The organism is Kitasatospora sp. NPDC048298, assembly GCF_043201465.1.
Taxonomy (GTDB): domain Bacteria; phylum Actinomycetota; class Actinomycetes; order Streptomycetales; family Streptomycetaceae; genus Kitasatospora.
The window spans coordinates 57222-69656 of record NZ_JBICYZ010000003.1; the positions used below are offsets into that span (position 1 = coordinate 57222).

General features: G+C 73.7%; 13 protein-coding genes and 2 pseudogenes. 8 read left to right on the forward strand and 7 right to left on the reverse strand.

From position 1 onward, the window contains the following. Nucleotides 1-223 precede the first annotated feature (223 nt). Both ACGF0D_RS03185 and ACGF0D_RS03190 read left to right on the forward strand, forming a co-directional pair. Nucleotides 224-460, forward strand: a pseudogene (locus ACGF0D_RS03185) (hypothetical protein); the annotation flags it as partial. A gap of 46 nt (nucleotides 461-506) precedes the next feature. After that, nucleotides 507-1316 (forward strand): annotated as a pseudogene (locus ACGF0D_RS03190) (PQQ-binding-like beta-propeller repeat protein); the annotation flags it as partial. Nucleotides 1317-1322: 6 nt separating this feature from the next. On the opposite strand, the gene ACGF0D_RS03195 reads toward ACGF0D_RS03190, so the two are convergent. The 3 genes from ACGF0D_RS03195 to ACGF0D_RS03205 are packed head-to-tail and all read right to left on the reverse strand — an operon-like array spanning nucleotide 1323 to nucleotide 3493. Then, nucleotides 1323-1562, reverse strand: coding sequence for a HEAT repeat domain-containing protein (locus ACGF0D_RS03195; protein WP_392913769.1), 240 nt, complete (start codon nucleotides 1560-1562; stop codon nucleotides 1323-1325). A gap of 5 nt (nucleotides 1563-1567) precedes the next feature. Next, a complete protein-coding gene (locus ACGF0D_RS03200) occupies nucleotides 1568-2002 on the reverse strand; it encodes a protein-tyrosine phosphatase family protein (protein ID WP_392913770.1) in 435 nt (144 codons plus the stop codon). Nucleotides 2003-2032: 30 nt separating this feature from the next. Then, nucleotides 2033-3493: a LuxR C-terminal-related transcriptional regulator gene (locus ACGF0D_RS03205; protein ID WP_392913771.1), complete on the reverse strand. Its 1461-nt coding sequence runs from the start codon at nucleotides 3491-3493 to the stop codon at nucleotides 2033-2035. 150 nt (nucleotides 3494-3643) lie between these two features. On the opposite strand from ACGF0D_RS03205, the gene ACGF0D_RS03210 reads away from it, so the two are divergent. The 3 genes from ACGF0D_RS03210 (at nucleotide 3644) to ACGF0D_RS03220 (ending at nucleotide 6634) form a co-directional block, all read left to right on the forward strand. Continuing rightward, nucleotides 3644-4573: an NADP-dependent oxidoreductase gene (locus ACGF0D_RS03210; RefSeq protein WP_392913772.1), complete on the forward strand. Its 930-nt coding sequence runs from the start codon at nucleotides 3644-3646 to the stop codon at nucleotides 4571-4573. A 299-nt stretch (nucleotides 4574-4872) separates the two neighbouring features. Further along, the gene (locus ACGF0D_RS03215) at nucleotides 4873-5604 is read left to right on the forward strand and encodes an MIP family channel protein (RefSeq protein ID WP_392872260.1); all 732 of its coding nucleotides are present in this window, start codon (nucleotides 4873-4875) and stop codon (nucleotides 5602-5604) included. 241 nt (nucleotides 5605-5845) lie between these two features. After that, nucleotides 5846-6634 carry an SDR family NAD(P)-dependent oxidoreductase gene (locus ACGF0D_RS03220; RefSeq protein WP_392913773.1) on the forward strand — a complete coding sequence of 263 codons (789 nt, stop codon included), beginning with the start codon at nucleotides 5846-5848 and terminating at the stop codon, nucleotides 6632-6634. A 124-nt stretch (nucleotides 6635-6758) separates the two neighbouring features. Here ACGF0D_RS03220 and ACGF0D_RS03225 read toward each other — a convergent pair whose 3' ends face one another. After that, the gene (locus tag ACGF0D_RS03225) at nucleotides 6759-7166 is read right to left on the reverse strand and encodes a hypothetical protein (RefSeq protein ID WP_392872254.1); all 408 of its coding nucleotides are present in this window, start codon (nucleotides 7164-7166) and stop codon (nucleotides 6759-6761) included. Between the two features lie 227 nt (nucleotides 7167-7393). Here ACGF0D_RS03225 and ACGF0D_RS03230 point away from each other — a divergent pair, with 227 nt between their 5' ends. Then, nucleotides 7394-7555, forward strand: coding sequence for a MerR family DNA-binding transcriptional regulator (locus tag ACGF0D_RS03230; protein ID WP_392913928.1), 162 nt, complete (start codon nucleotides 7394-7396; stop codon nucleotides 7553-7555). A 155-nt stretch (nucleotides 7556-7710) separates the two neighbouring features. Further along, on the forward strand, nucleotides 7711-8484 hold the full coding sequence (locus ACGF0D_RS03235) for a GNAT family N-acetyltransferase (protein ID WP_392913774.1): 774 nt from the start codon (nucleotides 7711-7713) through the stop codon (nucleotides 8482-8484). Between the two features lie 557 nt (nucleotides 8485-9041). On the opposite strand, the gene ACGF0D_RS03240 is transcribed toward ACGF0D_RS03235, so the two are convergent. Genes ACGF0D_RS03240 through ACGF0D_RS03250 form a run of 3 tightly spaced genes read right to left on the reverse strand, consistent with a single transcriptional unit; the run spans nucleotide 9042 to nucleotide 11177 of the window. Beyond that, nucleotides 9042-9578 carry a hypothetical protein gene (locus tag ACGF0D_RS03240; RefSeq protein WP_392913775.1) on the reverse strand — a complete coding sequence of 179 codons (537 nt, stop codon included), beginning with the start codon at nucleotides 9576-9578 and terminating at the stop codon, nucleotides 9042-9044. A 4-nt stretch (nucleotides 9579-9582) separates the two neighbouring features. Beyond that, complete coding sequence (locus ACGF0D_RS03245; RefSeq protein ID WP_392913929.1) at nucleotides 9583-10842, reverse strand: amidase domain-containing protein; 1260 nt, start codon at nucleotides 10840-10842, stop codon at nucleotides 9583-9585. Nucleotides 10843-10844: 2 nt separating this feature from the next. Next, the gene (locus tag ACGF0D_RS03250) at nucleotides 10845-11177 is read right to left on the reverse strand and encodes a type VII secretion target (protein WP_392913776.1); all 333 of its coding nucleotides are present in this window, start codon (nucleotides 11175-11177) and stop codon (nucleotides 10845-10847) included. A 666-nt stretch (nucleotides 11178-11843) separates the two neighbouring features. On the opposite strand from ACGF0D_RS03250, the gene ACGF0D_RS03255 reads away from it, so the two are divergent. After that, on the forward strand, nucleotides 11844-12431 hold the full coding sequence (locus ACGF0D_RS03255; protein WP_392913777.1) for a hypothetical protein: 588 nt from the start codon (nucleotides 11844-11846) through the stop codon (nucleotides 12429-12431). The last annotated feature ends 4 nt before the right edge of the window (nucleotides 12432-12435 follow it).

The following is a 12435-nucleotide window of genomic DNA, read 5'->3' on the forward strand; positions in this document are numbered from 1 at the left end:
GGGGTGCGAAGTCCTGTCTGGCGTGGACGAGGATGCGAGACGGGATGCCGCGCCGGACGGGGGGCGCGAGGTCGTGACGGCTGACGTGCCGAAGGCCGTGGCGGCTGACGTGATGGCTGAAGTCACGACTGACATGCCGGAGACCGTGACGGACGGTGCGCCGGCCGAGCCGACGCCGCCCGCCCGGCCGGCCCGGCGCCTGGTCAGCCGCCGGAAGCTGCTGATGGGCGTCGCGGGCCTGGGTGCTCTCGCGGCCGCGGCGGGTGTCAACGAATGGGTCCGCCGGAGGAACTCCCACGGCCCGCGGCTCTGGGAGACGACCGCCGCGAGCGGGCGGCTGGAGCTGTCCACCGGCCGGCAACAGGCCCTCTACGTCTCCGGGTTCGACGGCAGCGTGCGAGCCCTCGACCCGCGCACCGGAGAGATCCGTTGGAGCCACTCCGTCAGCACGCCCCACGACGCCGACCCGCAGGGCGGCTGGCCGCTGGCCGCCGGGGACGGGGTGGTGTTGCGTGGCCACCGACACCCACCTGCGGGTCCTGGAGGCGGAGTCGGGAGAGCAGCTATGGGAAGCGGCTGCGCCCTACTGGTCCCACTTCGCTGGGAAGCAACGCCCCGCCGTCAGCGGCGACAGCGCGTTCGCGGCGCACGGGAGTTCCGTGCGCTGCTTCGACCTGGCCACCGGCAAGCCGCGCTGGACGGGCCCGGTGCTCTACACGGACTCCCTGGCCCTCGACGGCGGCACCGTGTACGCGGCCGGCGAGTCGACCGGGGTCGTCGCCCTGGACGCGCGCACCGGCGAGCAGCTGTGGGAACGCAAGGTGGCTGTCACCGGCCCGCTCACCGCCCACCGGGGGGCTCTGTTCCACACCTCCGAGGGGCTGGGCGGTACGGTCGTCACCGCACTGGACGGGCCGACCGGAACGGTGCTCTGGGGCTCCTTCCAGTACGGCCGGGTGACCTGCCCACTGTCGGCGGCCGACCGGACGGTCTTCGTGTTCGGCGGGGCCCGCCTGCACGCGCTGGACGCGGACACCGGAGACCGGCGCTGGTCGGCCGACGTGCCCGTCGGAAGCCGCCCCGGGCCGACCGCCGTGATCGCCGCCGACGGCGGTGCCGTGTACGCCGACCCGGGCGACGACCAGCTGTACGCGTTCGACCTCGCGACGGGTGACCTGCGCTGGCAGGACCAGTCGGAGCCGCCCGGCGGCGACACCGGAGGAGGAAACCCGATCCGGCTGGCCGCCGCCGACGGGACGGTCTACCGCTCCAGCCGCGCCGGCGTCGTCGCGCTTGGCACCCTGGCTTCGGCCTGAGTGGGCTCAGGCGTTGGCGGTGAGGTGCGCGACGGCGCCGAGGCCGTCTCGGGCGGCCTCGCGGACCTCGGGATCGGCGAGAGCACTCTGGAGGATCGCCATGGTCTCCGGATGGTCGGGCCACTGCCAGGCCAGCATGGTCAGCGCCCGGCTGCGCACCTCCGGGCTGGGGTCGTCGGTGGCACGGGCGTGGACGGTGGTCTCGGCCCGGTTATTGACCGTCGAAACCTCTGGATCGTTCCCCACCCTGCCTAGGCTAGCCGCTCCACGAACTCGCGCTGCTCCGGCGTTTCGACCGCGTGCGGGTCGTAGTGCTCCCGCACGTACGCCACCGCCTCCGCCGCCGGGACGCCGTCCAGGACGGCGATGCAGGCGAGGCTGGTCCCCGTGCGGCCCCAGCCGCCGGCGCAGGCGAGTTCGACGCGTTCGGTGGCGGAGCGCTCCCACGCCTCGTGGAAGGCGTCGGCGGCGTCCGCGCGGTCGGCGGGGAGGCCGAAGTCGGGCCAGCGGACCCAGCGGCTCGGCCAGTCGACGTGGGGCGGCCGGTCGTCCAACAGGTAGAGGCCGAAGGTCGGTTGGGGCCCGGGAGGCGTGGGGCGGCTGAGGCCGCGGCCGCGAAGGAGGCGGCCGGAGGGCAGGCGCAGGATGCCGGGGGTGCTCGGGTCCCAGGTGGTGGGGTCGGTCATGGCGTCTCTTTCCGAGGAGGGGCGGGGTGTTCAGGATGCCGCGTGCAGCCCGACGGGCGGGCGCGGCAGTCCGGCGCTGTGGGCCAGGGCGGCGGCCTCGCCGCGCGAGGAGACGTCGAGCTTGGCGAGGATGTTGGCGACGTGGAACTTCACCGTCGACTCGCTGATGTGCAGGGCCGCCGCGATGTCCCGGTTGCGGCGGCCTCGCGCGAGCTGGTCGAGGACCTCCCGTTCGCGCGGCTGGAGGCCGTCCAACGGGTCGGTGGCGAGGGCGGGTTCGGGCAGGGCGAGCGGGAGGTCGACGGTCACCGTGGTGCCCCAGCCGGGGACGGCCTCGACGCCGTGGCGTCCGCCGAGGGCGGCGATGCGGTCGGCGGTGCGGTGGACGGTGAGGGCGTCGGCGGTGAGGACGCCGAGGCCGTCGCCGCGCACCACGGCGCGCAGCAGGCCGTCCGCCGTGAGCTGCCAGCTCACGTGCAGCCGGGTCGGTTTTTCCTGCTCCAGCATCAGCAGCACGGCCACCCGGACGGCGTCCCGGGCGGTGTGCGCGGCGTCGGCGGGGACGGACCGGTCGGCCTCGGTCGGCGGCGCGATGTCGAGCTGGACCTGGGTGTGCCGCAGCAGCGGGCGCAGCTCGCGCACCAGCCGGGCGAAGGCAGCGTCGGCGGGCTGCTCGCTGAGGGTGCGGTCCAGTTCGGCGCCCTGGCGCAGGTCGAGCAGGGCGGTGACGGCCAGCTCGGTGGCGGTGCGGCGGGCCGTGGCGTCGTCCAGGTCGGCCGAGCGCAGCGGTGCCAGGATCGCGGTGAGCGCGGCGCTGTGGGTGCCGGTGAACTCGGCGATGGCGCGGGCGCGGGCGTTGGCGGAGGCGCGGGAGGCGGTGGCCTGGGTGGGGGCGGCGTCGGTGGCGCGGTGGTCGGAGTGGGCGACCACCAGGTCCCACAGCTGCTGCAGGACGGCGAGCGCCCCGGCGGCGAGCGGTTCGGCGTCCCGCCGGACGAGGACCAGGACGGCGCCGTTGCCGTTGCCGGGCGTGGTCGCCGTGACCACCACCGGTCGGGACTGTCCGGCGAGCTCGGCCTCGCCCTGCCAGGGGCGGCCGGCCGTGGTCGTCCCGGCCGCGCGTTCGGCCAGCCGGGACAGGTCCAGCGAGCCGATGGCCCCGGTCAGCTCGGGCGGGCCGTAGCTGTTCGTGGGGCTGAACGTGCAGACGCCGCTGAGCTGGGCGAGCGCCGCGTGCGGGACGAGGGTGTCCAGGACCGCCGACAGCTGCCGCAGGAGGTCCGGCCGGGGCGTGCGCAGCACTTCGAGGGCGCGGGCCAGCGCGTCTTCGGGGCGGCCCCAGTGCTGCTGCCAGGCCTCGCCCTCGGCGTCGGTCCGGCTCCTGCCGTCGGCCCGGCTCTTGCCGTGGAGTTGGCTCTTGCCGTCGGTCCGGCCGTTGCCGTCGACCCGGCCCTTGCCGTCGGTGCCGTTGGAACCACTCATGCCGTCCATGCGCTCCAGCCTAGTTCGGGCGCCGACGGTCCCGCCTGGCCGTTCGGACAGGTCGAACCGTCCGAAGGACCGGCCGGGCGCCCGCCGCTCCGGTCACAGGATGGAAGGCGTCGGAAGACAGACCAACTCTCCTGGAACGAGGGATTTTCCATGACCAAGGCGATCGCCTTCTCCGAGTTCGGCGGCGTGGACGTGCTGCGCCCGATCGACATCGAACTGCCCGCCCCGGGCCCCGGCCAGGTGCGGGTCGCGGTCCGAGCGGTGGGCGTCAACCCGGTGGACCGCAGGCTGCGCACCGGCGAGCTGGCCGGGCTGTTCCCGGTGGTCTTCCCCTACGTGCCGGGCGTGGAGGTGTCCGGCACGGTGGAGGCCGTCGGTGCCGAGGTGAGCGGCTTCGAGCCCGGCGACGAGGTGTTCGGCAGCACGATGGGCGGCGCCTACGCGGAACACGCGCTGGTGGACGTGGCGGTACTGGCCCACAAGCCCGCCGGGCTGAGCTGGGAGGAGGCCGCCGCGCTCCCGACGGCGGCCGAGACCTCGGAGCGGGTCCTGGACCTCCTCGGCGTGCGGCCGGGCGAGACGCTGCTGGTGCACGGCGCGGCCGGCGGGGTGGGCACGGTGCTGCTCCAGTTCGCCCGGGCGCGCGGGATCACCGTCATCGGCACCGCGAGCGAGGCCAACCACGACCACCTGCGGGAACTCGGCGCGATCCCGGTGGCGTACGGCGAGGGCCTGGCCGAGCGGGTGCGGGCCGTCGCCCCGGGCGGGGTGGACCGGGCGCTGGACGCGGCCGGGCGGGGCGGGGTGCTGCCGCTGTCGGTCGAGCTGACGGGCAGCGCCGACCGGGTGCTGACGATCGCCGACATGGAGGGCGGGCAGGAGCACGGCGTCCGTTTCAACGGCGGTGTCGAGGGCGTCGAGTCGCACCACCAGCGCGCCTTCGCGGCCGCCGTCGCCCTGCACGAGGCGGGGACCCTGCGGCTGCCGCTGCACCGGGTGTTCCCGCTGGCGGAGGCGGCGCAGGCGCATCGGGTCAGTGAGGCCGGACACCTGCGCGGGAAGATCGTGCTGACGGTCTGAAGGCCGTTCCGGCCGGCCCGTCGACCGTTCTGTTGCCCGGCCTGTCGACCGGCCGCCGACCGTTCCGAGGGCTGTTCGCCGCCCGTCCTGTCCGCCTCTGCCCGTTTTACCTCCGTTTTGCATTGGGCTCGCCATTTTCGTACGGTTTCATCCGTTCGGAGTAATTCGGCAGGCGGACGCGCCGTGAACACGGTGGTGGGCCGTTCGGCCGACATGCGCTCCCTCGAACGGTCGACCAGGGTTGGCCGGACGTGGGCGGTACCGGACCGCCTGCCCTGACGGTCAGGAGGACCAGGCGCATGGGTGGAACGGACAAGCGGGCGGTGATCGGCGAGTTCCTCGGGACCCTGCTGCTGGTGCTGCTGGCGGTGGGCGCCGCGGTGCTCGCGGGGGAGGCGATCGGTGCGGTGGGCATCGCGCTCGCGTTCGGCTTCGTGCTGCTCGCGCTCGCGTACGCGCTGGGCCCGATCTCCGGCTGCCACGTCAACCCGGCGGTGACGCTCGGCTTCCTGCTGGCCCGCCGGATAGACGGGCGCACGGCGGTGTCGTACTGGGTGGCACAGGTGCTCGGCGGCATCGCGGGCGCGGCGCTCGTCCTGCTGCTCGCGAAGCAGGTGCCGGGGCTGGAGACCCACGGCAAGCTCGGCACCAACGGCTGGGGCGAGCGCTCCCAGGTGCACATCAACGCCGGCGGCGCGTTCCTGACCGAGGTCGTCCTCACCTTCCTGCTGGTGTACGTGGTCCTGGCGGTCACCCACCGGCTGGCCGCGGTCGGCTTCGACGGTCTGCCGATCGGCGTCGCACTGGTGGTCGTCCACCTGGTCGGCATCCCGCTCACCGGCACCTCGGTCAACCCGGCGCGCAGCCTCGGCCCGGCGCTGTTCGCGGGCGGCGAGGCACTGTCGCAGCTGTGGCTGTTCCTGCTCGCCCCGCTGGTCGGCGGCGCGCTGGCGGCGGGCGTGCACCTGCTGACCCACCCGCAGCCCAACCTCCCGGTGGCCGAAGCCCTGGCCACGGACGCGCGGGTGTAGCTCCCGCGGCCTTCACCGCGCATCGGCTGCATGCCGGTCGAACGGCGGCCGGGACCGTACCGACGGTCCCGGCCGCCGTTGTCGTTCCCGCCGTCGCCGCCGCAAGTGCTCCCTGTGGCCGTCGCCCCGCGTGGTGCCGTCGCCGAGTGTCCCGGGCCGCATTCGAGCCGCCGACCGGCCGGATCCGGCGCACCGGGCGGAGGGCCCCGACTCCCGCCCCTCCGCTGGGTAGAGTCGCGCCATGGTGACTGTGAACGCGGGGAGCCCCGCGGCCGGGCGGCTGGCCGGCCGCTCCTGTGTGGTGACGGGCGCGGCCAGCGGCATCGGACGGGCCGTCGCCGAACGCTTCGTCCGGGAGGGCGCGTCGGTGGTCGCCACCGACGTGGACGCGGCCGGACTGGACCGGCTGGCCGAGCAACTCCCGGGCGCCGTCAGCACGGTGGTCGGCGACGTGGCCCGGGACGAGGACGCCCGCCGGATGGTGGCGGCCGCCGTCGAGCGGCACGGGCGGCTGGACGTCCTGGTCGCCAACGCCGGGATCATCCCGCTGATGGAGATCACCGAGGCCACCGCCGAGGACTGGGACCACGTCATGGCGGTGGACGGTCGCGGCATGTTCCTCACCTGCAAGTACGCGATCGAGGCGATGACGGCGCAGGAACGGCCCGGCGGCTCGATCGTCTGCCTGTCCTCCATCTCCGGCGAGGCCGGCCAGCGCGGCCAAGCGGTGTACGGGCCCGCCAAGTTCGTCGCCTCCGGCCTCACCAAGCACCTCGCCGTCGAGTGGGCCGACCGCGGCATCCGGGTCAACGCCGTCGCCCCCGGCACCATCACCACCGAGCGGGTCGCCCGGCTGTACGACGAGCCCGGCGGACCCGAGTACCTCGGGGCGATCGAGAAGCTGCACCCGATGGGCCGGCTCGGCGTCCCGGCCGAGGTCGCGGCGGCCGTCCTCTTCCTCGCCTCGGACGACGCCTCCTTCGTCACCGGGGTCGTGCTGCCGGTGGACGGCGGCTACCTGGCGCAGTGACCCCCGGGCGCCGCGCCGAGCGGCTGCCGGCGGAGCGCCCCGGCCACAACAAGCGCGCCTGCGGGCCGCCCCGGTGCGGATCCCTGATCTTCTCGTCGAGCCGCTCCGGCCGGGTCGCTGACCGTCAGTCGGCCGCCGGCTCGACGACTGCTGCGACCGAGCGACATCGGAGCCCAGCGGCCACAAGCTCCATCTCGACCAGCGTGCCCACCAGACCGGTTGTCCTCAGCTCGTGGGCCATGGCCCGGGCCTGTGTCAGCGAGAGCCCGTGAATCTCCCGCAGGGCATGCAAGACAGGGACAAGGCTCGACTCGGGCCCTGCAAGGCGAAGTCGAGCAGGGCCGTGCTCTGCCAGCAGCGCCTGTCGGACCTCCTCGGGAGTCGGCCCGCCGCTGTCCTGCTCGCACCACGCAGCGGGACAGCTCCGGCACCTCCCTTCCGTGCCCCACCACACCTGCCCGCGGTCGATGAACTGGCCGACGTCGCGTGTCAGCACGCCGCCGCAGTCACTGCAGCGCGTCGTGATCTTCACGCCTTGAGTGATCACCGGACTCCCCGCGTTCGGTCCTCGGCCTGCGGATTTTCCCGCGTCCGTATCCGCCCGTCGACCACAGTTCCTCACAGACTTGTCACGCTCAACCCGGCCTGGGCCGGCGCCCAGGTGGCGTACGGCGCCCAGCGTACGGAGGGTCGCCTCGTGCGTGGCGAAGACCCCGGCGTCGACGGCGTTCGCCCGGGCGTCGCGCGGCGTCACGCCGCCTGTCGCCCGGCGTCACCCCGCGCGTCCTGCGCCGCTACGAGGAACAGGGGCAGCTCACCCCCGAGTACCGCCCCAGCGGCTACCGCGAGTACGGCGACGAGGCGCGGACACCGTCCGCGGCATCCGCTCCCTCCCTCCGGCCGGACTCGGCTGCGCCGTGATCGCCGTGGTCCTCCCCGCCCGCCGCACCCCGGGCAGCGCCCGCCTGGCTCGCCCGCCTGCCCGGCTTGCCTGCCTGGCCCGCCCGCCCGCCGCTCGCGGCCGGTGGCGCGGAAACTCGATGGCGCGCGCTCCCGCGCCGTGCTGGAGTGAGCGGATGGATCAAGACGAAGTGCTCGCCCTGTTCGACGACCGACTCCGACGCAACGCGCCGCCCGACCCGGACTGCCGTGTCGAGCGCGACGGCGCGGTGGTCCGGCAGGTGGGTCCGGAGCACAGCTGGAACGGCGTGGTCTGGTCCGGCCTGGACGAGGCCGGGGCGGACGCGGTCATCGCCGCACAGGTGCGCCACTTCGCCGGACTGGGGCTGGAGTTCGAGTGGAAGGCCTACTCCCACGACCGCCCCGCGGACCTCGGCGCCCGACTGCTGGCGGCCGGCTTCACCCCGGAGCCGGAGGAGGCGCTGATGATCGCCCGGATCGCGGACCTGCCCACCGAGGCCGCCCTGCCCGAGGGCGTCCGGCTGCTCCCGGTGACCGACCCGGCCGGGGTGGACCTGCTGATGGAGGCCCACGTACAGGCCTTTGGCACCGAGCGCCCCAGCCTGCGCGAGCGGCTGCTCGACCACCTGCGGCACGGCACCGAGACGGTCAGCATGGTCGTCGCGATGGCCGGTGACCGCCCGGTCAGCGGCGCCCGGATGGAACTGATCCCGGGCACCGGGTTCGCCGGCCTCTGGGGCGGCGGCACCGCGCCCGACTGGCGCGGCCGGGGCATCTACCGCGCCCTCGTCGCCCACCGCGCCCGCCTCGCGGCCGAGCTCGGCTACCAGTACCTCCAGGTCGACGCGAGCGACCAGAGCCGGCCCATCCTGCAGCGCCTCGGCTTCGCCTGGCTGAGCACGACGACGCCGTACGTCCACCAGCCGTAGGACCTGCCGGGGGCGGGCGGCCCTGGCCGGGTCGACGGAACCCGACGGGAGTCGGGTTGATCCCGCGCCGTCGGCACCCACCCGGGGCCGGGAGAGCCGTGACCACTCTGTGCCCAGTCGGCCGACCGGCCGGCCTGATCGGCGCGGGACTCTCGGCGTACGTCGGCCTGGCCCTGCCGTCCCCCGTTCGTCGGCCGGCCGTCGGCGGTGATCGCCGCGGCTGTCACGTGCTTGGCCCTCGGGCTGGGGCGCGGACTGTGCCGGACCGGGCCTGGCCTCCAGCGCCTTTGTGCCCTCTGCCCCTGCCGATCGGCAGGGGCAGAGGGCGAGTTGCTGCTCAGGCTCTGCCGATCGGCACATGTGCGGGAGGGGCGCCCGGGGTCATCGTTGAGGCACCACGAGCGGGGCCGTCAGGTCCCCGGGGAAGGAGCCTCGACATGTTCGACCTCTGCTCTCTGCGCGTCCTCGGATCGCCGACGGCTGGGCCCGTCCTCGTCGGCTTGGGCGCCGGCCTGGGCTCGGGTATCCGCATCCGCCCGGTAGTCGCGCGGTGGCGATCAGGATGGGAGCCGTGCCTGACGCGCCGCGGCCGCACCGACCACACCCGCACTGACCACACCCGCAGCGGCCACGCCCGGAGCCGTCGCACCTGGTGCCGCCGTGTCCGGAGCCGTCCTGCCCGCAGCGACGGCGTCCGTGAGCCGGCCCTGCCCGAAGCAGGTGCTCCGCTGCGTGCCGGTGTCGTGTGCGGCGGTCTGCGCGAGGGCGTACTGGAACGGCACCCCGATCGCCGCCACCGGCAGCAGGACGCACAGCAGAGCGTGCCCCAGGCCGATCCGGAACGTCCTGCGCCGGACGGCGGTGACGAGCTGCCAACCGCCCCAGCACACCGTGCCGATGCCGAGCACCAGCCCCGCCCAGGCGAGCGGCAGCACGTGGGCCGGGGCGCCGGGGCTGTCCTGGCAGCGGCTTACCAGCGCGTGGATGTCGCCGTCCGCGAGGAGCGTCGGCACGCCGAACGCCCACCCGAGGCAGCCGAGCAGCAGCGGGCCGCCCGCCCGCAGCCACCGGGGAGAGCGCTGTTCCTCATTCATAGGCCTAGTACCAGTCCGGATTCACGCGGACGAAGTGCAGCTTCTGGTGCCCGCGCTGCTCCTGGAAGCTGTCGATCCGGCCGCCCAGGCTCGCGTTCTGCTGGCCGCCGCTGTGCTGGGTGTAGCGGATGTCCCCGTCCGGGGTCACCGCCGTCACCACCGCGGTGTGGTGGACGACGCCCTTCTTGTCCTGGGAGTCCTGGTCGGAGTCCTCCTCGTAGTAGACGATGTCCCCGGGCCTCACCTCGTCCGGAGTGAGCTCCTGGCCGCCGTGGCGCATCATGAAGTCGTGCATGTTCTGCGCCCCGGCCCAGCTCTTCGAGTAGTCGAGTCGCTGGTCGAACCAGTCGCCGCCGGCGTCGTCGCTGCGCCCCCAGGTGTCGTCCCCGCGCCAGCCCCACCACTGGTCCCACTTGGCGTGCACGCCGCCCTGGCGCAGCGCCTCCGAGGCGAAGTTGGTGCAGTTGTCGTCGAAGACGTCGATGGTGGTGTCGTTCCAGTGCTCCAGCGCCCACTGCACGGTCTTCACCCGGTCGTACTTGGTGTTGGGCCCGCCGCGCAGGCCCACCTTCACGTCGTCGGGGATGCCGGGGAGGTTGGCGAGGGTCACGGGGTCGGAGAGCATCAGCTGCTTACGCTGGTTGTCGGTCAGCGCGTTCCACCAGTCGCTGACCAGCCGGGGGTCCTGCCCGCTGGGGATGTCCCCGGTGTACATGGACAGTTCGGTCTGTGAGGCTTCGCGCTGGAGCTGGTCCAGGGCCTTGCGCGGATCGGTCTCGCAGGTCGCCCCGGCGAGTTTGCGCAGCTCGGCGGAGGCCAGCCTGTCGGCCTGGGCGGCCTCGCGCAGCGCCTCCTGGAGCAGTGCGTCGATCTCCTGGACGACGTTGTCGTTGGAGGCCGCCGCGCCGCCGCTGCCGTGGACGGTGGCCGTGGACTCGTCGACGGTGAGGCCGTACTGCCCGGCCATGTCCAGGGCGGAGTTCAGGGTGAGCTTGGCCCGGGTGATGCTGGCGCTCAGCCCGTCGAGGACCATGACGACGCCGCGCATGATGTCCGCGCCGGCCTCCAGGATCTGGGCCTGCTCCTGGAGTTTGCGGCCGGCGGCCTCGCCGACCTTGTCCTTCCAGTTCTCCTTGAGCGGGTCGACACCGTTGGCGTGGATGTCGTTGACGGCCTGCCACGCCTGCTTGGACAGGGCGAGCCAGGAGCCGGCGGCGGCGTCGACGTCGATGCTGTTGGCGGCCTTGAGCGCCGCGATGGTCATCGTCACGGCTGCTGCTCCGTCGCCGCGCCGTCGAGGTCGTCGAGCGCGGACTCGAGCCGGCGGGCGTACTCCTGGTCGGCCTGGTCGTAGGAGTGGGCCGAGTCGTGCAACTGCTTCGAATAGACGTGAAGTTGATCGACGACGGACTTCACATGGGCCTGCCAGACGTCTGCGCAGTCCTTCAGTGCCGGTCCGGAGTCCCAGGCCGACATGCTGTCGGCGGCCGTGTGGCTGTCGTCGAGCCAGTGCCCGACGGGCCCGAAGGTCTTGGCGGCCTCGGTGAGGCCGTTCGCCGACTGGCGCAGGGCATGCGTCTGGACGTGGATGTGGTTCACCGTCAGTTCCCCCTACCCGGCTATGTCGACTCTGATCGACATGGGTGCGGCCATCGTAGCCATCGAATTGGAAGGGAGAGGTCATCTGGAAGTCATGAAACGGTAATCCAGCAGGGCCGGTTGCCTTCGATCCTGCCGGTCCGGAGCAGTCGGCCACTGGTCCGGCGGAGCGGGCCCGGCATCCGGTTCGACCCGTAGCTCGTGGAGCCGCTCCACTCGTCAGTCAGGTGCGGATGCCCGGTGGGGAGGGCGGCGGTCGCAGGGCGCCCGGACGGTCCCGGACACGATCAGCGCCGTGCCGGGGACGGCGGACGAGGCCAGGCAGGGGACCTGCGCTCGACGAAGCGCTCACCGGAGGTCCCGTACCAGCCGAGCGTGCGCGGCGCGGCGCTGGCCGCGGCGAGCAGCCGGCTCGCCCGCTCCCGCCCACTCGCGCCCGCTCCCGGCCGGTCCGGAAGAACCGACCCCGGTGGAACCCGAGTTCGGTGGAACCCGTCCCGGACGGGCGAACGCCCGCAGCGTTACGGGTGATTTCTCCGTCGGATTGCGATTCAGCCGTGGATCCGCCTCAAGGTGTCACGTGAGACGTGTCCAGGATCGGCCTGGAACAGCGTCCGGGACACCGAGAGCGGGGCCCGGGCGGCGCAGTCGAGAGGGAAGACGACCATGCACGTGATGCGAAGCGGCACCACCGATACCGGCGGCCGGGCTCTGCGGACGGCGGGCGCGCTGCTCGCCCTGCTGCTCGTGGGCGCGGCGGCGGGGTGCGGCGGTGGCGGCGGCTCCGGCTCCGTAGCCACGTCCCCGGCGGCCACGGGCGCCACTGCCACCGCCACCGCCACCGAGTCCGCCCCGGCGACGCAGACCGCCACCGAAACCGCCCCCACCGACCCCGCCGCGGCCAAGAAGGAGATCACCAGCAACTGGGAGCGGTTCTTCGACCCCAGCACGTCGGTCACCGACAAGGCCAGCCTGCTCCAGGACGGCGACATGCTGCTCCCGGCGCTCCAGGGCTTCGCCCAGGACCCGGAGGTCGGCCAGGTGCAGGCGAAGGTCGAGGACGTCACGTTCACCGACGCGAGCCACGCGACCGTCACCTACTCGCTCTCGCTCCAGGGCAACGCGGTGGAGCCGAGCGCGACCGGCCAGTCCGTCCTCGACAACGGCACCTGGAAGGTGTCCCGCTCGACCCTGTGCGGTCTGCTCACCCAGGCGGGCAGCGCCACCGCCAACCCGATCCCCGGCTGCAGCTGACCGG